The 21160-nt window shown below is 72.3% G+C and carries 20 protein-coding genes; 13 read left to right on the forward strand and 7 right to left on the reverse strand.

Features of this window, described 5'->3' with window-relative positions:
- Positions 1–73: 73 nt before the first annotated feature.
- Positions 74–934 (forward strand): glycosyltransferase family 2 protein, encoded by an 861-nt coding sequence (locus OU416_RS38040; RefSeq protein WP_270931947.1) that lies wholly within the window; start codon positions 74–76, stop codon positions 932–934.
- A 13-nt stretch (positions 935–947) separates the two neighbouring features.
- Here the strand turns inward: OU416_RS38040 and OU416_RS38045 are convergent, their stop codons facing one another.
- Positions 948–1331 (reverse strand): hypothetical protein, encoded by a 384-nt coding sequence (locus tag OU416_RS38045; protein WP_270931948.1) that lies wholly within the window; start codon positions 1329–1331, stop codon positions 948–950.
- Between the two features lie 172 nt (positions 1332–1503).
- On the opposite strand from OU416_RS38045, the gene manB reads away from it, so the two are divergent.
- Both manB and OU416_RS38055 read left to right on the forward strand, forming a co-directional pair.
- Positions 1504–2604 carry a mannose-1-phosphate guanylyltransferase gene (manB, locus tag OU416_RS38050; protein ID WP_270931949.1) on the forward strand — a complete coding sequence of 367 codons (1101 nt, stop codon included), beginning with the start codon at positions 1504–1506 and terminating at the stop codon, positions 2602–2604.
- Between the two features lie 266 nt (positions 2605–2870).
- A complete protein-coding gene (locus OU416_RS38055; protein ID WP_270931950.1) occupies positions 2871–3782 on the forward strand; it encodes a DNA-3-methyladenine glycosylase family protein in 912 nt (303 codons plus the stop codon).
- A gap of 242 nt (positions 3783–4024) precedes the next feature.
- Here the strand turns inward: OU416_RS38055 and OU416_RS38060 are convergent, their stop codons facing one another.
- Genes OU416_RS38060 through OU416_RS38075 form a run of 4 tightly spaced genes read right to left on the reverse strand, consistent with a single transcriptional unit; the run spans position 4025 to position 7688 of the window.
- On the reverse strand, positions 4025–4561 hold the full coding sequence (locus OU416_RS38060) for an NUDIX hydrolase (protein ID WP_372907119.1): 537 nt from the start codon (positions 4559–4561) through the stop codon (positions 4025–4027).
- Positions 4558–5901 carry a coenzyme F420-0:L-glutamate ligase gene (locus OU416_RS38065; protein ID WP_270931951.1) on the reverse strand — a complete coding sequence of 448 codons (1344 nt, stop codon included), beginning with the start codon at positions 5899–5901 and terminating at the stop codon, positions 4558–4560. The genes OU416_RS38060 and OU416_RS38065 overlap by 4 nt, the downstream gene beginning before the upstream one ends.
- Positions 5898–6890: a 2-phospho-L-lactate transferase gene (gene cofD / locus OU416_RS38070; protein WP_270931952.1), complete on the reverse strand. Its 993-nt coding sequence runs from the start codon at positions 6888–6890 to the stop codon at positions 5898–5900. Before cofD ends, OU416_RS38065 begins: the two co-directional genes overlap by 4 nt.
- Before the next feature lie 42 nt (positions 6891–6932).
- Positions 6933–7688, reverse strand: a complete 756-nt coding sequence (locus tag OU416_RS38075; RefSeq protein ID WP_270931953.1) for a site-2 protease family protein — start codon at positions 7686–7688, stop codon at positions 6933–6935.
- A gap of 592 nt (positions 7689–8280) precedes the next feature.
- Here OU416_RS38075 and OU416_RS38080 point away from each other — a divergent pair.
- Positions 8281–8511: a WhiB family transcriptional regulator gene (locus tag OU416_RS38080; RefSeq protein WP_170210513.1), complete on the forward strand. Its 231-nt coding sequence runs from the start codon at positions 8281–8283 to the stop codon at positions 8509–8511.
- A 144-nt stretch (positions 8512–8655) separates the two neighbouring features.
- Positions 8656–10992 carry a glycosyltransferase family 2 protein gene (locus OU416_RS38085; protein ID WP_270931954.1) on the forward strand — a complete coding sequence of 779 codons (2337 nt, stop codon included), beginning with the start codon at positions 8656–8658 and terminating at the stop codon, positions 10990–10992.
- A 93-nt stretch (positions 10993–11085) separates the two neighbouring features.
- Here the strand turns inward: OU416_RS38085 and OU416_RS38090 are convergent, their stop codons facing one another.
- Positions 11086–11553, reverse strand: a complete 468-nt coding sequence (locus OU416_RS38090; RefSeq protein ID WP_270931955.1) for a carboxymuconolactone decarboxylase family protein — start codon at positions 11551–11553, stop codon at positions 11086–11088.
- Positions 11554–11600: 47 nt separating this feature from the next.
- Between OU416_RS38090 and pdxR the strand changes: the two genes are divergently transcribed.
- On the forward strand, positions 11601–12998 hold the full coding sequence (gene pdxR / locus OU416_RS38095; protein WP_270931956.1) for a MocR-like pyridoxine biosynthesis transcription factor PdxR: 1398 nt from the start codon (positions 11601–11603) through the stop codon (positions 12996–12998).
- Here pdxR and OU416_RS38100 read toward each other — a convergent pair.
- Positions 12982–13455: a metallopeptidase family protein gene (locus OU416_RS38100; protein WP_177247858.1), complete on the reverse strand. Its 474-nt coding sequence runs from the start codon at positions 13453–13455 to the stop codon at positions 12982–12984. The genes pdxR and OU416_RS38100 overlap by 17 nt on opposite strands.
- Before the next feature lie 297 nt (positions 13456–13752).
- Between OU416_RS38100 and OU416_RS38105 the strand changes: the two genes are divergently transcribed.
- The 7 genes from OU416_RS38105 to OU416_RS38135 all read left to right on the forward strand — a co-directional run bounded on the left by OU416_RS38105 (position 13753) and on the right by OU416_RS38135 (position 21099).
- Positions 13753–14112 (forward strand): DUF3499 domain-containing protein, encoded by a 360-nt coding sequence (locus tag OU416_RS38105; protein ID WP_270931957.1) that lies wholly within the window; start codon positions 13753–13755, stop codon positions 14110–14112.
- A 110-nt stretch (positions 14113–14222) separates the two neighbouring features.
- Positions 14223–15572, forward strand: a complete 1350-nt coding sequence (locus OU416_RS38110) for a phosphomannomutase/phosphoglucomutase (protein WP_270931958.1) — start codon at positions 14223–14225, stop codon at positions 15570–15572.
- A gap of 72 nt (positions 15573–15644) precedes the next feature.
- On the forward strand, positions 15645–15854 hold the full coding sequence (locus OU416_RS38115) for a Trm112 family protein (protein WP_093160514.1): 210 nt from the start codon (positions 15645–15647) through the stop codon (positions 15852–15854).
- Positions 15855–15859: 5 nt separating this feature from the next.
- Positions 15860–16939: an SIS domain-containing protein gene (locus OU416_RS38120; RefSeq protein WP_270931959.1), complete on the forward strand. Its 1080-nt coding sequence runs from the start codon at positions 15860–15862 to the stop codon at positions 16937–16939.
- 106 nt (positions 16940–17045) lie between these two features.
- Entirely contained in the window at positions 17046–18296 is a 1251-nt protein-coding gene (manA, locus tag OU416_RS38125; protein WP_270931960.1) for a mannose-6-phosphate isomerase, class I, read from the forward strand.
- Between the two features lie 145 nt (positions 18297–18441).
- On the forward strand, positions 18442–19365 hold the full coding sequence (locus tag OU416_RS38130; RefSeq protein ID WP_270931961.1) for a cation diffusion facilitator family transporter: 924 nt from the start codon (positions 18442–18444) through the stop codon (positions 19363–19365).
- Between the two features lie 183 nt (positions 19366–19548).
- Positions 19549–21099 (forward strand): amino acid permease, encoded by a 1551-nt coding sequence (locus tag OU416_RS38135; protein ID WP_270931962.1) that lies wholly within the window; start codon positions 19549–19551, stop codon positions 21097–21099.
- The last annotated feature ends 61 nt before the right edge of the window (positions 21100–21160 follow it).

Consider the following 21160-nt stretch of genomic DNA (forward strand, 5'->3'; position numbering starts at 1 on the left):
CCGCTCCTAGCTCCCGGACTCGTTCGCACGGTCGGGTTCGGCGGCTGCGGGACGTTCGGCAGAATGTGACGGCGTGACCGAAGCGCGCACCTACGGCGATGAACTCGCCGTTGTCACCGTGACCTATTCGCCGGGCGAGACGCTGGGGCGGTTCCTCGACACCCTGCAACGGGCGTCGGACCGCCGGATCCGGGTGATCATCGCCGACAACGGCTCCACCGACGGCGAACCGGAGCGCGCCGCCGACGAGCGCGCCGACGTCGACTTCGTGCCCACCGGCGGCAACCTCGGCTACGGCGGCGGCGCCAACCGCGGCGTGGCGCAGCTGGGCAGCGAGTACGGCTGGGTGGTCATCGCCAACCCCGACCTGGAGTGGGAGCCGGGCGCGCTCGACGAACTGCTCGCGGCGGCGAAGCGCTGGCCGCGCGGCGGATCGTTCGGCCCGCTGATCAAGGAGCCCGGCGGCGAGGTCTACCCGTCGGCCCGGATGCTGCCCTCGATCGGCCGCGGCGCCGGGCACGCGGTGTTCGGCAAGGTGTGGCCGGGCAATCCGTGGACCCGCGCCTACCGGCAGTCCGAGGCGGAGATCACCGAACGCCCGGCGGGCTGGCTCTCCGGCTCCTGCCTGCTGCTGCGCCGCGAGGCCTTCGACTCCATCGACGGCTTCGACCCCCGCTACTTCATGTACTTCGAGGACGTCGACCTGGGCGACCGGCTGCGCCGCAACGGCTGGCTCAACATCTACGTGCCGAGCGCCGAGGTCATGCACATCGGCGGCCGCTCCACCTCGAAGGCGGCCAAGCGGATGCTGCTCGAACACCACCGCAGCGCCTACCGCTACCTCGCCGACCGCCACCAGGGTCCGATCTGGGCCCCGCTGCGACTCGCCCTGCGCGCAGCCCTGGCGATCCGAGCTCGAATCGAAACTCGTTGACCGGCGCGCCGATCTAGTACTGGGGGTACTGCTGCTGGTTGGCCTGCGAACCGAGCGGGCCGAACTCGTTCGGGCCGCGCTGCGAGTGGTACGGGTTCGGCGGCAGCCCCTGCCCGTAGTCCTCGGTCGGCCAGCCCTGCTGCGGATCGGTCTGCTGGTACTGCGGCGGCGGGTGCTGCTCGGTCTGCTGGTACTGCTGGGCGGGCTGCGGCTGCCGCTGTCCGGAGGGGATCACCTGCGTGGTGTCCGGCGAATCGGCCTGGTCGACCACATCGCGCGGGATGCGCACGGTGTTCGCCGCGTCCATCGGGGAGATGGCGTTGTCCGGTGTGACGACGAACGCGCCGCGTGCCCGCGCGCGAGCAAGTGCTTCGTCGGCTCGGAGGCGCGGGTCCATGGGAGGCCCTCTCAGTCGTTCGCAGTCGGTGGTCCGCCGGGGGCGGGCGTCGAGCCGGGCGCGGCCGTTCTGGGACGGGCCCGGTGTTCATTATGCCGTTGGTCCTGCCAGAGTATTCCCCCCAATGGGTTTTCGTCAGGGAAGTCCGTCAGGTAGAGGAGGAGCCAAGCCGATGTCCGCGGATGATCAGGACCGGACCGCTCGGTCGACGGCGGAAGCGGTCGTGCTGGTGGGTGGGCGAGGCGTCCGGCTGCGCCCGCTGACCCTGTCGGCGCCCAAGCCGATGCTGCCCACCGCCGGGGTGCCGTTCCTGCGCCACCTGCTGTCCCGGATCCGGGCGGCAGGCATCGAGCACGTGGTGCTCGGCACCTCCTACAAGGCCGAGGTGTTCGCCGAGCACTTCGGCGACGGTGCCGACCTCGGGCTGAGCCTGGAGTACGTCGTCGAGCCGGAGCCGCTGGACACCGCAGGCGCGATCCGCAACGTGGCGGACCGGCTCAGCGCCGACGACGTGCTGGTGTTCAACGGCGACATCCTCTCCGGCGTGGACCTCACCGAACTGCTGGCCACCCACCGCGACACCGCGGCGGACGTGACGCTGCACCTGGTCAAGGTGGCCGATCCGCGCCGCTTCGGCTGCGTGCCGACCGACCCCGACGGGCGCGTCACCGCGTTCCTGGAGAAGACCGAGAACCCGCCGGTGGACCAGATCAACGCCGGTTGCTACGTGTTCCGGCGCGAGGTGATCGACCGCATCCCGGCCGGGCGCCCGGTGTCGGTGGAGCGCGAGACCTTCCCGGAGCTGCTCGCCTCCGGTGCGCGCGTGCAGGGCTACGTCGACACCTCGTACTGGCTGGACATGGGCACGCCCGAGGCGTTCGTCCGCGGTTCGGCGGACCTGGTGCTGGGCGAGGCCCCGACGAACGCGCTGCCGGGGGAGCACGGCGAGGCGCTGGTCCTCGACGGCGCGTCCATCGCCGCCGACGCCCGGCTCAGCGGCGGCAGCTCGATCGGCGAGGGCTGCGTCGTCGAAAGCGGTGCGCACGTCGCGGAATCGGTGCTGTTCGACGGTGTCCGCGTCGCGGAGGGCGCGGTGGTCGAGCGCAGCATCGTGGGAGCGGGCGCGACGATCGGCGCCGGAGCGGTCCTGCGCGGCGTGATCATCGGTGATGAGGCGCACATCGGCCCGCGCTGCGAACTGCTCGACGGCGCCCGCGTCTGGCCGCGCGTGGAACTGCCCGAGCACGGAGTCCGCTTCTCCGCCGACTGCTGACAAGTCGTTTCCAGGCTCTTTTGCGTGGCGGTGCGAGTAGCGGAACCTCAGAGGTCGCCTGGCTGCGGGATCCCGTTTTTATGTATGTCCGATACACGGCGAACGGGCTGTCCTCGCCAGGCGGCCTCTGAGAACCCGCGGCGGTGCGAGTTGCGAGGGTGGGTTATGCGCCTGCGGCGCATGCGACACCATTCCGGGCCGCGGCACGTTGTGTATCGCGGCTGCGGTCACCAACCATGGTCCGGGACGGCATACCCTCTGAAGCGATGGCCGACGCCCTGACCAGGACCTGGTCCCCGCCGTACCCGCTGGACCCGCCCCGGGTGCTCGCCCCGCTGCGCCGCGGCAGCGGCGACCCCACGACGCGGGTCGAGCCCGCGGGAGCGGTGTGGTGGGGCACGACGACACCGGTCGGCCCGGCCACGCTCCGGGTGCGGAAGAACAGCGCGGGCGACGTCGAGGCCACGGCTTGGGGGCAGGGCGCGCAGCTGGTGCTGGACGGCCTCCCGGGTCTGCTCGGCGAAGCCGACGACGCCAGCGGGTTCGTCGCCGTGCACGAGGTGGTGGAACGCGGTCAGCGCGCTTCGCACGGCGTGCGGCTGTGCGCGTCCGGGCGGGTGTGGGACGTGCTGGTCGCCGCCGTGCTGGAGCAGAAGGTCACCAACCGGGAGGCCTGGCGCTCCTGGCGGGAGCTGTGCCGCCGCTTCGGCAGCCCGGCCCCGGGACCGGTGGAGAAGCTGTGGGTGGCCCCGGACCCGGCGCAGCTGCGCGGAATCCGGGACTGGGAGTGGCACCGCGCGGGCATCGACGGAGCCCGCAGGCGCACGCTGCTGGCAGCGGCATCGGTGGCGGGCAGGCTGGAGCGCGCGGTCGAGCTGCGCGGCGTCGAAGGGCGCGAACTGCTGCAGAAGGTGCCGGGCATCGGCCCGTGGACGGCGGCCGAGGTCGCGCAGCGGGCGTGGGGAGACCCGGACGCGGTGAGCGTCGGCGACTACCACCTGCCGACGATCGTCGGCCTCGCCCTGGCCGGCCGCCCGCTCGACGACGAAGGAATGCTCGAAGCCCTGGCCCCCTACGAAGGCCACCGCCACCGAGCGGTCCGCTACCTCAGCGCGGCGGGAGCGACCCGCCCCCGCCACGGCCCCCGAATGCCGGTCCGCGACTACCGGGCGATGTGAGGATTCGTCCCGTGTCTGAACGTGAAATCCCAGACGAGACGTCTGCGTGCTGCGCGGTGACGAGCGGCACCGCGAGGTTGCGGCCATGGGTCCGGTTGCTGGCGGCTTGCTCACCATGGAGGAAGTCGTCGAGGCAGTGCGTGCGGGCGCTGGGCGAAGCAGCGCTGGCCGACTCCGAGGCGAAGAACATCGAAGCGCGGGTGCGGCGGCTCGAGGACGCCGTGTTCCGGAAGCCCGTCTGATCAGCTCCGCCGGCGGGCGGCGGTGATCAGCGGGCCCAGGTCGGTGTTGTCCGGCAGGGCGTCCACCGGCCACCAGCGGAGGTCGAGGGACTCGTCGCTGCGGACCGGCTGCGCGCCCTCCGGGGTGCGGACCAGGAAGCGGACGTCGAAGTGGCGGGTCGGCTTGCCCAGCGAGCAGGTGATCGGGTGCACGTCGAGGTGCACCGGGTCCGGGTCCACCACCAGACCGTCCACACCGGACTCCTCGGTGGCCTCCCGCAGCGCCGCTCCGGCCAGCGTGGTGTCCTCGGCCTCGCAGTGCCCGCCCAGCTGCAACCACATGCCCACCCGGGGGTGCAGCGTGAGCAGCACGTTCTCGCCCGCCGCGTCGAGCACCACCGCCGACGCCGTCAGGTGCCCCGGCTCGCTGGCCCGCAGGCAGGCGTCGTCCCGGGCGTCGAGCAAGGTCAGGAAGGCGTGCCGCAGCGCTTCCTGCTGCGGGTCGGCCGGGCGCCAGCCGCCGAGCACGTGCCGCGCGTCGGCGTGGGGTCCGCTCACAGCTCCACCAATCCGTCGTCGAGGTCGCGGGGTTCGCGCGGGCCTTCGGCGGGCTCGGCCGGGTGGCCGACCGCGACGGCGCCGAGCGGTTCCCACTCGTCGGGCAGGTCCAGGGTCGCCCGGACCACGTCCGGGCAGAACAACGTCGAGGACACCCAGCACGAGCCGAGCTCCTCGGCGGCCAGCGACACCAGCAGTCCCTGCACGGCGGCACCGCCTGCGACGGTGAACATCTGCCGCTCGGCATCCCCGCGCCGCTCGTCCGGGTAGTCGTGCGCGCCTTCGCGGACCAGGAACGGCAGCACCAGTTCCGGGGCCGCGTAGAGCAGGTTGCCCCGGTTCGCGCGCCGCTGGGCGGCTTCCTCCGACATGCCGTCGGAACGCAGGTCGTCCAGCCAGGCGATCCGCATCGCGTCCAGCAGCTTCGACCGCAGCGGGCGGTCGCGCAGCCACACGAAGCGGACCGGGCGGGTGTGGTGCGGAGCGGGTGCGGTCAGCGCCGCGCCGACCGCGCGGCGCACCGCGCCCTCGTCCACCGGCAGGTCCGCGAACTGCCGCACCGAGCGGCGCATCAGCACCGCCTCGCGGCGGCCCTGCGCCAGCGCTTCCGCCGTGCCCATCGCGAACAGGTCGTGGTCGACCGTGCGCACCAGGTCCCGCGCGGTCGACCCGTCGTCCACAGTGGTCAGACCGCGCACCACGGCGACCGGGACGCCGCCCAGCTTGCCCTTGACCAGGTCAGCGGCGGCGGCGATCTCGTCGGCCACCGCCACCAGCGTGACGGCCAGCTCGTTGCCCTGCGAATCGGTGCTGCCCGCGTAGCCGTGCAGCACGCCGACCCCGGCCGCACCGATCGCCGCGTCGGTCTGCCCGACCCGCCAGGCGCGGCCCATCGTGTCGGTCACCACCACGCCTACCTGCACCCCGAGCCGCTCGGCGAGCCCGGCCCGCAAGCGGCGCGCGGAGGCGTCCGGGTCCTCCGGCAGCAGCACGACCCGGTCCTGCGGCACGTTCGAGGCGTCGATGCCGGAGGCCGCCTGCACGATGCCGAGCTTGTTCTGCGTGATCAGCGTCCGGCCGCGCCGGGCCACCACGTGCGTGGCCTCGGCCAGCACCAGCTCGCGGCGCAGCGCGTCGCGCTGCTCCGGGTCCAGCGGGGTGGGCACCATCCGGCCCTCGACCTTGGACACCGCCTTGCTGGTGACGACCACGACGTCGCCGTCGCTGAGCCACGGGGCGGCTGCCGAGATCGACGCGGCCAGGTCGTCGCCGGGGCCGAACTCGGGCAGGCCGGGGACCGCGAAGACCTGCAGCCCGCCCGCTGCCGCGTGATCCCTCATCGCGCCTCCCGCGCCAGGTCGAACGCCGCCCGCGCCATCGCGGCGGTGGCGTCCACATCGGACATCAGCAGCGGGACGGCGCGCACCCGCGCGCCGGGGACCTCGGCGGTGTCGCCGGTGTGCACCAGCCAGCCGTCCAAGATCCCCTCGGCGTCCTGCCGGGAACCGTAGTGCCTGCCGACCGCCTCGGCGGTGCTGTCCACGCCGATCGCGGCCAGGCAGGCGTCGGCCATGCCGCGCAGTGGACGGCCGCCGATGATCGGGGACAGGCCCACGACCGGCGCCGCCGATTCCCGCAGCGCGGTGCGGAAACCCGGCACGGCCAGCAGCGTTCCGACGCTGACCACCGGGTTCGACGGCGCGAGCAGCACCACGTCGGCGTCCCGCAGCGCGTCCAGCACCGCGGGCGTCGGCTTCGCCTCGTCCGCGCCGACCGGCACGATCGCGTGCGCCTCCGGCTCCGCGCGGTACCGCACCCACCACTCCTGGAAGTGCACGGCCCGCTGCTCACCGGTGTCCGGGTCGTCGATGGCGACGTGCGTCTCCACCCGCTCGTCGGTCACCGGGAGCAGCCGGACGCCCGGCCGCCACCGGTCGCACAGCGCCTCGGTGACCTCGGACAGCGAATAACCCGCGCGCAGCATCCGCGAGCGCACCAGGTGGGTGGCGATGTCCCGGTCGCCGAGCCCGAACCAGCCCGGTTCGGCGCCGTAGGCGGCGAGCTCCTCCTTGACCGACCAGGTCTCCTCGACCCGGCCCCAGCCCTTCGCTTCGTCGATGCCACCGCCGAGCGTGTACATGCAGGTGTCCAGGTCCGGGCAGACCCGCAACCCGTGCATCCACACGTCATCGCCCACGTTGACCACCGCGGTGACCTCGTGCTCGGACTGCTGCTCGGGCTCGCCGACCGCGGGCAGGCCCAGCGCCGCCTTGACCCCGAGCAGGAACCGCGCGCCACCGACCCCGCCGACCAGAACTACGACCTTCACGGTTCGATCCTCGCACGGCCGCCGCGCCCCGGGGGCGGTGGATCAGAACCCGAAGACGCTGCGGAAGATCGCCTGCCCGTAGACGGTCAGCGTGGTGTCGCCGCCGACCAGACCGAACACGAAGTAGGCCAGCTGGAAGAACATCCGGCCGACCACCGGAACCCCGATCAGCAGCAGGAACAGCACCAGCGGGGCCCACGGCCGGGCCTTCTCGCCGAACTGCCGCGCCGGGCCGGACAGGTACGGCTCGATCGCGCCGTAGCCGTCCAGGCCGGGGATCGGCAGGATGTTCAGCACGAAGGCGATCACCTGCAGGAAGGCCAGGTAGGACAGCCCCGCCGCCAGCCCCATCGGCATCGGCACCACGGCCACCGCGACCGCGATCAGCAGGCCCAGCACCAGGTTCGTCAGCGGCCCGGCCAGCGACACCATCGACTCGGTCCGGCGGGAGCGCAGGGCGTGGTGGTTGATCCACACCGCGCCGCCGGGCAGCGGGATGCCGCCGAGCGCCACGAAGATCAGCGGCAGCACGATGCTCAGGATCGGGTCGGTGTAGCGCCGCGGGTCCAGCGTCAGGTAGCCCTTCGAGCGCACCGAGAGGTCGCCGCCGCGGAACGCGGTCACCGCGTGGCCGAACTCGTGCAGGCACAACGAGGTCGTCCAGCCGCCGAGCACGAGCAGCAGGACGCCGGTGGTCAGGGCGAGATCGCTGTCGAACGTGGCGAGCACGCCGCCCAGCGCGGTCAGTCCGAGGAAGGCCAGGAACAGGGGGCTGATGCCGGTCGCGGAGCTCTTCACGCCCCCAGTGTCCACGACCCGCGGAGCCGGTGGTGGGCTGCACGACGCGGCGAAGATGACCTTGTGGTGGTATTGATGATCTCAGGACTCCGTGCGGGGGATCGATTCCGGCGGACGGAGTACCGGCGCTGCGCTGAAAGCGCGCATCCGGCGGGGCCCGGTGGTGGTGCGGTGGTGCTGCCCGGGTGTCCCCCTACGGATGGTCTCCGCTTGACCGCAAGGAGCTACACGGGTGTAATCACAGCAGTGTCATTCACCGTTGAAACGATCATTCCTCGGGAGGGGGATCGGATCGGCGGATCGACCGGGTGCGGGAGACCTGGTCGGGCACGGGTCGATCGAGGTGTCGTCCGCGGAGAGGGCGGGCGGCATGCCTGGTCGGCGACGGCATCGCCGTCGGAGTGCGGGGTCCTCGGAGGGAGGGCCAGCCACCCGCGATCAGGAGTGCGTCCTGTTCCGGCCCTGGGGAGGGCCGGTGGGAACGGGAGAAATCGGGGGAAGTCCAACGATGTGGGAATCAGGAGACAGCCGCTTGGCGGAGCGTGGGGACGCCTCCGTCGCGGAATTCGACGTTCTGGCCGAACTGTTCGAAATGTCTGAAGAAGAGCAGGAATGGCAGGAACGGGCGCTCTGCGCGCAAACCGATCCGGAGGCGTTCTTCCCGGAGAAGGGCGGTTCCACCCGCGAGGCGAAGCGGATCTGCCAGGGCTGCGAGGTGCGTTCCGAATGCCTGGAGTACGCGCTGCAGCACGATGAGCGCTTCGGCATCTGGGGCGGACTGTCCGAAAGGGAGCGCCGCAAGCTCAAGCGCCGCGCTGTGTGAGCTGTAGTCCTTCCCCGCTCGCGGGTCCATCGCGCACGACGAAGTGGCGTGGCCCGGTGAAGCAGATCGTTTCGGCGGGTTTCCTTCCGCTGCTGGTGCATTACCGTTCGTGCGGTGGTGGATCTGGTCGGCAGGAGGAAGACAGTGAGCGCGCCGGTGCTGGCGGTGGTGGTGTGTCGGGACGGCGAGTCGTGGTTGCCGGGGGTGCTCGCCGCCCTGGGTGAGCAGTCCGAACGGCCGCGCCGCGTGCTCGCGGTGGACACCGGTTCGACCGACCGCACCGCGGAACTGCTGGCGCAGGCGCGCGCGGACCAGATCGTCGACGACGTGCTGACGCTGCCACCGGACACGTCGTTCGCCACCGCCGTCGCCGATGCCGTCGCGCTGGGCAAGCGCCGGTGGGCCGATCCGGGCCGCTGGCTGTGGTTGCTGGACGGTTCTTCCAAGCCCGGGCCGGAGCAGCTGGCCGGCCTGCTGGCGACGCCGGATCCGGCGTCGGTCGACGTGGAACCGGGCAAGCTGATCCGCCGAGCCGCCTTCGAACGGCTGGAACGCCGGCCCTCGCCCTCACCGCGGGAGAACGCCCGCGGCGGTGTCCTCAGCCGCGGCAGGTTGTTGCGGCTGCTGTCCTCCCCGCTCTTCGTGCTCTTAGCATCGCTGCTGGCGTTCGCGCTGATCAACGCGCTGCTCACCGGCCGGCTCGGAACGGGTCTGGCCGGCGGAAGGCTGCTCCCGGTGGCCGATCTCGCCACCACCTGGCGGGACTACCTGGCCGCGTGGCACCCGGTCGGCGGTGGCACCGGTTCACCGGCTTCGCCGTCGCTGCTGGTGCTCGCGCTGCTCGGCAGTGTCCTAGGTGGACCGTCGGTGGTGGTGTCGGTCCTGCTGCTGTTCGGCGTTCCGCTCGCGGGCTTGAGCGCCTACTTCGCGGCCAGGGCGCTCCCGGTCCGGCCGCTGCGCCGCGCGATCGCGGCCGGTGCGTACGCCTTGCTGCCGGTGGCATCGCTGTCGGCGGGGCAGGGCCGCTTGGACGTGGTGGTCGCGCACGTCCTGGTGCCGCCGCTGCTGGCCGGAATCGCCGCGGTGCTCAGGCGTTCCGGCAGGCAGTGGCTGGGCACGGTCTGCCTGACGGCGCTGGGGCTGGCGGTGCTCGGGGCCTTCGCGCCGCTGATGCACCTGGCCCTGATCGTGCTGGCGCTGCTCGCGCACGTCCTGCTGCCCGGCGAGAACGCGCGCAGCCGGCAGCGGGTGGTGGGGCTGGCCGCGCTGGTCCTGCTGTCCGTCGCCTGCCTGCTGCCGTGGCCCGTCGTCGTGCTGCAGAACCCGCAGGTGCTGCTGCACGGGCTCGGCGCTCGCGCGGTGGAGCAGCCCGCTGGTGCGTGGATGTTCGCGCTGAGCCCGGACGGTTCCGCGGCGAGCCTGACCGGAGTGCTGTTCGTCCTGGCCGCGGCGGTGACGCTGGCGATCACCCGGGACAAGCGGATGCTGCCCGCCGCCGGGCTCGTGATCTTCGGCTGGCTGCTGGCGGCCGCGGTGGACGGCTCGGCCGCCGAGCCCGTCGCGGGCGGCGTCGCCACCGTCGGCTGGACGGGCGGCCCGCTGGTGCTCGTCGCCGTCGGGTGCGGCTGGATCGTGCTGCAGGCCGGGCGGCCGAAGACGCCCGAGGTGCCGCGGGTGGCCGGGATCGTCGCGCTGTCGGTCGTGGTGATCGGACTGGTGACGAGCTCGGCGATCGCGCTGGCCGGCGGCCCGCTCGGCGCGCAGCGCCCGCTGGCCGCACCGGCCGGAACCCGGTTGGTGCTCGACCCGGGGCCGCAGCCCGCGCGGCTGATCACCGGCCCCGGACCGCGCTTCGGCGACGACGACCTGGCGCCGGCCGGATCCGCCGCCGACTGGCTGCGCCAGGTCGACGACGACCTGCAGTCCACCGATCCCGGGCCGGTCCGGGAAGCGCTGGCCGCGGTGGCGGCGCGCGGTGCGGAGTTCGTCGTCGTGCCCGCCGGTTCCCGGGTGCCGGAGCTCGGCCGGGGCCTGGTGACCGAGCACGAGCGACTCCCGGACGGCAGCCGGGTCCTGCGCGTGCTGCTGCTCAGCTCGCCGGTCAAGCTGGTCGGCCCCGACCTGGCGCGCCAGGCGCAGACCGAACCGGAACCGGCCCCCGAAGCCCGCCCGCTCGCCGTCGCCGCGCAACTGCCGAACTTCACGGTCCGGGTCTCCGAAGGCGGTGCCGGGCGTGCGCTGGTCCTCGGCGCCGAGAACGAGCCCGGCTGGTACGCGCGGGTGGACGGGATGGCGTTCCCGCTGGCCACGGCCTGGGGCCACCAGGTGGCGATCCCGCTGCCGGAGCAGGCGGCGGAGGTCCAGGTCGGCTTCACCGAACTGCCCCGCACGGCCCTGCTCTGCGTCCAGGCGGCGGCGATCCTGTTCACCCTGGTGGCGGCGATCCCCGGCCGCCGCCGCAAGACCGGCCTCCAACCCTGACGCCCGGGATGGCGCGTCAATTTCGCGAGAAATTGACGTTCACCCGGGTGATGGTCAATTTCGCGCGAAATTGACCGCTGCTGGTGCTTCGGGTCAGGCGGAGGCGGTGCGTTCGTCGGTGCCCGGGATCTTGGCCGTGGCGATCGCGATGCGGTTCCAGGTGTTGATGCTGAGGATCAGGGCCAGCAGGCTCGCCAGCTCCGACTCGTCGAAGTGCTCGGCGGCCCGGGCGTAGACCTCGTCGGGCACACCGCGCTCGGAGATCTCGGTGACCGCCTCGGTCAGCTCCAGCGCCGCGAGCTCCTGCGCGGTGAAGAAGCTCGTCGCCTCCCGCCACACCGCGACCATGTGCAGCCGGTACTCGTCCTCACCCGCCTTGCGGGCGTCGCTGACGTGCATGTGCAGGCAGTACGCGCACCCGTTGAGCTGGGACGCGCGGACTCGCACCAGCTCGCCCAGCGCGGGGTCGAGCCCGGCACCGGCCGCATCCTCGAACTGGCGCTGGGCGCGGAAGACCTTCGGAGCGGTGCGGGCGAAGTCGATGCGGGTCTGGTTCGTCATGCCGCTCACGCTACGGAGCACATCGACCGGTCGTAGAGTGCAATTCCGTGGCAAGATCTTGGGCCAATTCGGCGGCGTCGGCGGGCAGTGACCTGCACCTGGACCTCACCGCGTCCGGGAGCCGCCGGTCGGCGCTCACCGCCGCGCTGCGCGAGGCGATCGGGTCCGGACGGCTGCCGTCGGGCGCCAAGCTGCCGCCCTACCGCTCGTTGGCGGCCGACCTCGGGCTGGCCCGCAACACCGTCGCCGCCGCCTACTCGGAGCTGATCGCCGAGGGCTGGCTCACAGCCCGCCAGGGCTCGGGAACCCGCGTCGCACGCCGAGCCGAACCGCGCCGCGCCAGCCGTCCGACCAGGCCGCCGAAGCGCCCGGCACCGATCCACGACCTGCGGCAAGGCCAGCCCGAGAGCTCCTCGTTCCCGAGAACCGCTTGGGCGGCATCGGCACGCCGCTCCCTCCACGCGGCACCGAGCGAAGCGTTCGGCCCGGGCGACCCGCACGGCAGGCCGGAGCTGCGCCGAGCGCTGGCCGACTACCTCGCGCGAGTCCGCGGCGTGCGCGCGGAACCGGAGCGGATCGTGATCTGCTCCGGGTTCGCCCACGGCCTGGAACTGCTGTTCAACGGGGTGCTGCGCGGCCCGGTCGCGGTCGAGTCCTACGGCCTGCCCTTCCACCGGCAGCTGCTGACCGACGCCGGGGTTCGCACCGTGCCGCTCACCCTCGACGAGCACGGCGCTCGCACGGACGAACTGGATCCGCGGGTGCGCGCCGCGCTGCTCACACCCGCCCACCAGTTCCCGACCGGCGGCCCGCTGCACGCCGAGCGCCGCGCCGCGGCCGTGGACTGGGCGCGATCCACCGGCGGCCTGCTGCTGGAGGACGACTACGACGGCGAGTTCCGCTACGACCGGGAACCGGTGGGCGCGGTGCAGGGCCTCGACCCGGACCGGGTCGTCTACCTGGGATCGGTCAGCAAGAGCCTGTCCCCGGCGGTGCGCATCGGCTGGATGGTGCTGCCGGAACACCTGGTGGGCGAGGTCCTGGAGGTGAAGGGGACGCGCGAGCGCTGGGCGAGCGTCCTGGACCAGCTGGCGCTGGCCGACTTCCTCGAGACCGGCCACTACGACCGCCACGTCCGCCGCATGCGGCAGCGCTACCGGCGCCGCCGGGACCAGCTGGTCGCGGCGCTGGCCGAGCACGCCCCGCACGTCACCGCGAGCGGTATCGCCGCAGGTCTGCACGCCGTGCTCCGGCTGCCGCCCGGCACCGAGCAGGCCACCACCGCAGCCGCCGCCCGGCTCGGCATCGCGGTGGAAGGGCTCGCGCACTTCCGCCACCCGGACGCCTCGATGCCCGCCGCGGACGGTCTCGTCGTCGGCTATCCCACGCCACCCGAGCACGGGTACGCCGCGGCGCTGGACGCGCTGGTCACTGCCCTTCTATGACGTCCGGGTCCAGGCCTAGGTAGGTGGCGACCTGCTCGACCAGCACGTCGTGCAGCAGATCCGCCATGTCCGTGCCGTCGCGCGCCCGCGCCTCCAGCGGCCGCCGGTACAGCACGATCCGCGCGCGCGTGGGCAGCCCGCGCCGGTCGACCCCGGCGGGGACGAGCCGGGCCAGCGGGACGTTGGAGTCCACCACCACGTCGTCGTCCCACACGACCTTCTCCGGCGTGGTGCTGGTGATCTCCGGAACCTCGTCGACGGCGACGTCGAGCTGCGTCAGCTCGGCGTGCCAGCGCTGCTCGATCGGTTCCAGCGCCTCCAGCACCAGCGCGTCGAAGCGCTGCGAGCGGCTGCGCGACACCGGGACCGAGGACGGGTACAGCGGTCCGCGCAGGCCGCGGCCGCGCCGGTCCCGCCGGAAGCGGATACGGCGCCGAGATCCACGTGCGGTCACCACGGGCCGAGGGTACGCCTTCCGGCACCGCCGCCGGGACAGTGCTCGGCCGGTGCACCCCACTTGTGCAGCGGTTCGTGCGAGGTGAGCAGGTCAACCGGCTGCGCTGGTGGGGAGAACGGTCGCGCACGCCGCGCGCGCCTGAGCGGGGACGGCGTTGCCGACCAGGCGAAACGACGGCACCGGGATCGGTGTTCGCGCAGAGCAGACGCGGGCGAACCCGGAGCTCAGACGGCCCTTCGCCGCTGGTTTCCGCGTGCCTTCGCCGCGTACCGGAGGCGGCGCGCTATCGTGCGTGTCGTGCGGAGCGTGAGGCGGTGCTCGCGGACCGGGTGTCTCAACCCGGCCGTCGCCACGCTCACTTACGCCTACGCGGACTCCACCGCGGTCGTCGGCCCGCTGGCCACCTACGCCGAACCGCACAGCTACGACCTGTGCGAGGCGCACGCGCTGCGGCTCACCGTGCCGAAGGGCTGGGAAGTCGTGCGGCACGAGGGGGAGTTCGCCCCGCCGGAGCCCTCCGACGACGACCTGACCGCGCTGGCCGAGGCGGTCCGGGAAGCCGGCCGGTCGGACCGGCCGGTGGAGCCCCAGGGATTCGCCCCCGGCGGCAGCCGGCGCGGGCACCTGCGGGCGCTGCCCGATCCGATCGACGAGTGAATTGATCGTGACGAACAGCTCGCGTGCTCCCAGCGGACGCCAATACCCGATCGATCGCCGGTAGGCTGCCAACCACGTCGCGTCTGGCGCGGAATCGGGGAGGGTGCAGCGTGCGGGACCTGTCGGGGATCATCAAGGCGTACGACATCCGCGGGGTGGTCGGGGATGGCCTCGACACCGACGTGGTGCGGGAGATCGGCGCCGCCTTCACCCGGCTCGTGGGTGGCCCTGCGGTGGTCATCGGGCACGACATGCGGGATTCCTCGCCCGGCCTGGCCGAGGCCTTCGCCGAGGGCGTCACCGGCCAGGGCGTCGATGTGATCAACATCGGCCTGGCCAGCACCGACATGCTCTACTTCGCCTCCGGTCGGCTGGAGCTGCCGGGCGCGATGTTCACCGCCAGCCACAACCCGGCCAAGTACAACGGCATCAAGCTCTGCCGCGCGGGCGCGGCCCCGGTCGGGCAGGACAGCGGCCTGTCCGAGATCCAGGAGCTGGTCGCCCACGGCGTGCCCGAGTTCCTCGGCGCCAAGGGCAGCACCAGCAGCCGCGAGATGACCGCCGAGTACTCCGCCTTCCTGCGCGAACTGGTCGACCTCAGCGGCATCCGCCCGCTCAAGATCGTGGTGGACGCGGGCAACGGGATGGGCGGGCACACCGTGCCCACCGTGTTCGACGGGCTGCCGGTCGAGCTGATCCCGATGTACTTCGAGCTCGACGGCAGCTTCCCCAACCACGAGGCCAACCCGCTGGACCCGGCGAACCTGGTCGACCTGCAGGCCAAGGTCCGCGAGACCGGCGCCGACGCCGGACTGGCCTTCGACGGCGACGCCGACCGCTGCTTCGTGGTCGACGAGCGCGCCGAGCCGGTCGCGCCGAGCGCGATCACCGCGCTGGTCGCGGTCCGCGAGCTGGCCAAGGAGCCCGGCGGCACGATCATCCACAACCTGATCACCTCCAAAGCGGTGCCCGAGATCGTCGCCGAGCACGACGGCAAGCCGGTGCGCACCCGCGTCGGCCACTCCTTCATCAAGCAGACGATGGCCGAGACCGGGGCGATCTTCGGCGGCGAGCACTCCGCGCACTACTACTTCCGGGACTTCTGGCGGGCCGACTCCGGCATGCTGGCCGCGCTGCACGTGCTGGCCGCGCTCGGCGGGCAGGACCTGCCGCTGTCGGAGCTGATGGCCGACTACTCGCGCTACGCGGCCTCCGGCGAGATCAACTCGACCGTCGAGGACCAGCAGGGCCGGATGCGCGCCGTCGCGGCGACCTTTGGTGACCGGTCGGGTGCTCGTGTGGACGAGCTCGACGGGCTTACCGTGGAGCTGTCGGACGGTTCCTGGTTCAACCTGCGCCCGTCCAACACCGAACCGCTGCTCCGGCTCAACGTGGAGGCGAGGGACACTGACGCCATGGCCGCGTTGCGCGACGAGGTGCTCGCGGTCGTCCGAGGGTGAAGTGGGGCGTCGGCCGCGACCGGCCGGAGTGCGAGGCCGCGTCGGGTGCGCGGGCGAGTTTGGGGAGGAAAAGTGGCCGTTGACCTGGAACCGCAGTTGCTGGAGGTTCTGGCTTGCCCGTGCCCGCAGCACGCCCGGCTCCGGCCGGGGCTGGGCGATGACCCCCAGGCCGACTACCTGACCTGCACCTCGTGCGGGCGCGCGTTCCCGGTCCGGGACGGGATCCCGGTGCTGCTGCTGGAAGAAGCCGTCGGGGGCCCCGGCGCTTCCGGGGAGGGGTGACGCCCGTGCTGGACGACAGTCTCTTCGACGACCCGACCCGGTTGGTGGACGCCGATTCCGGTGGCCTGCTGCGACTCGCGGCGCTCTCCGGCGCGCAGGTCCGCGCGGCTGCTGAAACCGCCGCCGAGGTGGGCCTGGACGACCTGGCCGACGGCCGCCCCCGCGCGGTGGTGCTGCTGGCGCGCCCCGGAGTGGGCCCAGGTGTCTGCCGCCTGCTGGCCGCGCTCGCCGGGCCGCGCTGCCCGGTTCCGGTGCTGGTCGCCGACACCGTCCCGGCCTGGATCGGCGCGCTGGACGTGGTGTTCGCGCACAGCGACGACGTCGGGGACGCGGTGCTGGCGGAGTCGGTGTCGATCGCCTGCCGCCGCGGCGCGACGGTCGTGCTGGCCGTGCCCGCGGACGGTCCTGTCGCCGCGGCCGGCGCCGGCCGCGCCAAGGTGCTGCCGCCGCGCATCCCGGTGCCGCCCGCGCTGTCGTTCGCACATGCTTTAGCCGTCGGGCTCAGCACCCTCGGCGCGCTCGGACTGGTCCGCTTCGACGCCGAGCAGCTGGCCGAGGAGCTGGACAAGGAGGCCGAGCGGGCGCACCCGAACCACGACACGCTGACCAACCCGGCGAAGACGCTGGCGATGCGGTTGGCCGAGCGCGCACCGCTGCTGTGGGGGCTGGACCCGGTGTCCACCGCGGTGGCCGAGCACGGGGCGTTCGCGCTCGGTGCGCACGCCGCGACGCCCTGCCACGTGGCCGACTACCAGCAGGCCGTGGCGGAGCGGTCCCTGCACCGGGCCGCCGCCTCGGTCGGTTCCGAAGCGGACCTGTTCGCCGACCCCGAGGACAACCCGGGTGCCGCCCTGCGCGTGTTCCTGGTCAGCGCGCGGTACGACGAGCAGGGGGAGGCGCACGAGCGGGGCGCGGTGCGGGATCTGCCCGGCGCGGACCTGATCAGCCCGGGTGAATCGGTGCGCGACGACGCGGTCCTGCGGTCCGCGGCGCTGGCCGCCCGGTTCGACCTGGCCGCCGTCTACCTGGGGCTGGCGGCGGGCACGCTGAACGGTCCCGGCTGGCCGGCCCTGGCGATGCACTGAGGGAAGTTTTCAGGGAATGCCCCGATGCCGTCCGGCGGTCCGCGCGGTGAGCTGTGCTGGACGTCGCCGACGAGCGGGCGCGAAGACGAGGAAGCGAGAAACGACTGTGGAGCTACTGCGGAACGCGGTGCGCCCCTATGCGTGGGGCTCGCGTACCGCTATTGCTGATCTGCTCGGTCGGCCCGTCCCCACCCCGCACCCGGAAGCCGAGCTGTGGATGGGCGCGCACCCCGGCGACCCGTCGCGGGTGGTCCGGCCCGACGGCGACGAGGTGTCCCTGCTGTCCCTGCTGGAGGACGATCCGGCGCACCACCTGGGACCGGTGTGCGCGAAGCGCTGGGGCAGCAGGCTGCCGTTCCTGCTCAAGGTGCTCGCCGCGGACGAGCCGCTGAGCCTGCAGGCGCACCCGTCCGCCGAGCAGGCCGCGGCCGGCTTCCGCCAGGAGGAGGAAGCGGGCATCGCCCGCAACGCGCCCAACCGCAACTACCCGGATCCCACCGCCAAGCCCGAACTGGTCTGCGCGCTGACCGAGTTCCACGCGCTGGCCGGGTTCCGCGAAGCCCAGCGCACCGTCCGGCTGCTGGACGAACTCGCGGTGCCGAGCCTGCGCGCGCACCGCGAGCTGCTCGCCGCGCAGCCCGACGCCGACGGGCTCCGCGCGCTGTTCACCACCTGGATCACGCTGCCCGAGAACTACCTGCGCGAGGTACTGCCCGAGCTGCTGGAAGCGTGCGTCGAGCACGTGCGCGGGCGCGGCGAGTTCGCCCTCGAGTGCCGCACGGTGCTGGAGCTCGGCGAGGCCTACCCGCACGACGCCGGCGTGCTGGCCAGCCTGCTGCTCAACCGCATCGTGCTGCAGCCCGGCGAAGCGATCTTCCTGCCCGCCGGGAACCTGCACGCCTACCTCAACGGCACCGGCATCGAGATCCTGGCCAACTCCGACAACATCCTGCGCTGCGGGCTGACCCCCAAGCACGTCGACGTCCCGGAACTGCTGCGGGTGCTCGACTTCGCCTGCGGCGACATGCGGGTGCTCAAGGGCGAATCCCTGGACGCCAACCTGACCGCCTACCGGACGCCCGCCGACGAGTTCGAGCTCTCCAGGCTGGACTGGACCCCGGCCGAGTCCGCGGTGGTGCACCTGGACTCCCCGGGCCCGCAGATCCTGCTGTGCACGAAGGGCAGCATCCGGCTGACCAGCAGCTCGCACAACGGTTCGCTGCCGCGCGAGCTGCGCTTGGAGCGCGGCCAGTCGGTGTGGCTCGCGGCGTCCGACCCGGCCGTGCAGGTGCGTCCCGCCGATCTCGACGTCGACGGCCGCGCGCAGGTCTTCCGCGCCGCCGCCGGGGCGTTCTGAGGCGGTTCCCGGCGGCGCAAAAGGGACGCGGGCTGACCATTCGGACGAGTTCCGGAACCCGGCGCCCGAGCGTCTGACCAGCCGGTAGATTCCTCCCGTCACCGACCGGGCGACCGGTCGAACTGCGCACCGCACGGGAGAAGACGTGTCAGCAAGCGGCGGAACCAAGGCGATCTTGGCCGCGCTCACCGCCAACGCGGGGATCGCGGTGGCCAAGTTCACCGGCTTCCTGTTCACCGGCTCGTCATCGATGCTCGCGGAGTCGGTGCACTCGCTGGCCGACACCTCCAACCAGGGCCTGCTGCTGCTCGGGCAGAAGACCGCGCAGCGCAAGCCCACCGAGGAACACCCGTTCGGGTACGGCCGCGATCGCTACTTCTACTCGTTCGTGGTCGCGCTGCTGCTGTTCAGCCTGGGCTCGGTGTTCGCGCTCTACGAGGGCATCCACAAGATCCAGCACCCCGAGCCGCTGACCTACGCCTGGGTCGCGGTGCTGATCCTGCTGGTCGCGATCGGGCTGGAGAGCTACAGCTTCGCCACCGCGATCAAGGAGTCCCGCGAGCTCAAGGGCGGCCTGAGCTGGTGGCAGTTCGTCCGGCAGGCCAAGACCCCGGAACTGCCGGTGGTGCTGCTGGAGGACCTGGGCGCGCTCGTCGGCCTGGTGCTGGCGCTGTGCGGCGTCGGGCTCACCGTGCTCACCGGCAACCCGGTGTGGGACGGTGTCGGCACCACCTGCATCGGGGTGCTGCTCGGCGTGATCGCGGTCGTGCTGATCATCGAGACCAAGAGCCTGCTCATCGGCGAGGGCGCCAGCCGGGACGTGCTGACCGAGATCGTCGGCGAGCTGGAGCGCGGGAAGGTCGAGAAGGTGATCCACATCCGCACCCAGTACCTCGGCCCGGACGAGCTCCTCGTCGCCGCCAAGATCGGCATGACCCCGTCGATGTCGATCTCCGAGGTGGCCGCGGAGATCGACGACGCGGAGGTGCGGATCCGCGCGAAGGTGCCCGCCGCGCGGCTGATCTACCTCGAACCGGACCTGGAGCGAGGTCGCTCGCTGACCCCCTGACCTGCACCGGGATCCCGCTGCCGAGGCTGCCGAGCAGGGCGGTCCCCGGGAGGCTGGCACATGGAGTAGCACGCATCACAAGGAGCTAACGAATGTGCTGGCGGACTCAAGTCACCTGGTTTCGCCCGCAAGACTGCCGAGTTAGGGTGCGACCCACAATTTGGGATTACTGAGGAGGCGACAGTGCCAGGTACTGGGCTGTGGCGAACCAAGTCGGTCGAGCAATCGATCTTGGACACCGACGAGCCGGACACCAAGCTGCGCAAGAACCTGGGCACCTGGGACCTGATCGTCTTCGGCGTGTCCGTGGTCATCGGTGCCGGCATCTTCACGCTCGCCGCGCGGACCGCCGGTGACATGACGGGCCCCTCGGTGTCCCTGGCGTTCGTGCTCGCCGCGATCGCCTGCGGGCTCGCGGCGCTCTGCTACGCCGAGTTCGCCTCCACGGTGCCGGTCGCGGGCAGTGCTTACACCTACTCCTACGCGACCTTCGGCGAGTTCATCGCCTGGATCATCGGCTGGGACCTGATCCTGGAGTTCGCCGTCGCCGCGGCCGCCGTCGCCAAGGGCTGGTCGATCTACCTGGAGCAGGTGTTCGGCCTGATCGGGGTGGAGCTGCCGACCTCGTTCGAGTTCGGCAGCAGCGGGCTGCAGTTCGACTGGGGCGCGGTGCTGCTGGTCGCCGTGCTGTGCACGCTGCTGGCGCTGGGCACCAAGCTCTCCGCCCGGGTCAGCCTGGTCATCACGCTGATCAAGGTCTTCGTGGTGCTGCTGGTCATCGTGGTCGGCATCGCCTACATCAACGCGGACAACTACACGCCGTTCATCCCGCCGGCCACCGAGGCCGCCGCCAGCGACACGCCCGCGATCGAGCAGTCGCTGCTGTCGCTCATCCTGGGCGGTGAGACCAGCACCTTCGGCATCTTCGGCCTGCTGGCCGGTGCGTCGCTGGTGTTCTTCGCCTTCATCGGCTTCGACATCGTGGCGACCACCGCGGAGGAGACGCGCAACCCGCAGAAGAACGCGCCGCGCGGCATCCTCGGCAGCCTGGCGATCGTCACCGTGCTCTACGTGGCCGTCGCGCTGGTGGTCACCGGCATGGTGCCCTACACCGACCTGGCGACCGACGAGTCCGGCACCCGGTCCACGCTGGCCACGGCCTTCGCGCAGCACGGGATCAACTGGGCCGCCGCGATCATCGCGGTCGGTGCGCTGGTCGGTCTGACCACGGTGGTCATGGTGCTGCTGCTGGGCCAGACCCGCGTCCTGTTCGCCATGTCCCGCGACGGCCTGGTGCCGCGCGGCCTGGCCAAGACCGACCCGAAGCGCGGCACCCCCACCCGGGCCACCGTGCTGGTCGGCGTGGTCGTGCTGGTGGCCGCGGGCTTCTTCCCGGCGGACAAGCTCGAAGAGATGGTCAACGTCGGCACCCTGTTCGCCTTCGTGCTGGTCTCGCTGGGCGTCATCGTGCTCCGCCGGACCCGGCCCGACCTGCCGCGCGGCTTCCGCGCCCCGCTGGTGCCGCTGGTGCCGATCCTGGCGATCATCTCCTGCATCTGGCTGATGCTGAACCTGACCGCGCTGACCTGGGTCCGGTTCCTCATCTGGATGGCCGCCGGTGTGGTGATCTACTTCCTCTACGGCCGCACCCACTCGCGGCTGGGGCAGCGGATCAAGGACGGTGACATCGCCTCCGGCGGTGAAGTGCCCCGGGGTTCCGGCTCGACCGAGTAGTCCCCGGTAATCAGCAGTGCGGCGGCGCCGTCCCGGTGGGGCGGCGCCGCCGCTTTTCTCG

Source organism: Saccharopolyspora indica, from assembly GCF_027853965.1.
Lineage (GTDB): Bacteria > Actinomycetota > Actinomycetes > Mycobacteriales > Pseudonocardiaceae > Saccharopolyspora > Saccharopolyspora indica.

Coding starts and splice junctions, on each gene's coding strand:
- OU416_RS38090 (WP_270931955.1), bottom strand. CDS start 11,553: ATGACGAACCAGACCCGCATCGACTTCGCCCGCACCGCTCCGAAGGTC.
- OU416_RS38080 (WP_170210513.1), top strand. CDS start 8,281: ATGTCTGAAGAAGAGCAGGAATGGCAGGAACGGGCGCTCTGCGCGCAA.
- OU416_RS38065 (WP_270931951.1), bottom strand. CDS start 5,901: ATGAGGGATCACGCGGCAGCGGGCGGGCTGCAGGTCTTCGCGGTCCCC.
- manB (WP_270931949.1), top strand. CDS start 1,504: ATGTCCGCGGATGATCAGGACCGGACCGCTCGGTCGACGGCGGAAGCG.
- OU416_RS38045 (WP_270931948.1), bottom strand. CDS start 1,331: ATGGACCCGCGCCTCCGAGCCGACGAAGCACTTGCTCGCGCGCGGGCA.
- OU416_RS38055 (WP_270931950.1), top strand. CDS start 2,871: ATGGCCGACGCCCTGACCAGGACCTGGTCCCCGCCGTACCCGCTGGAC.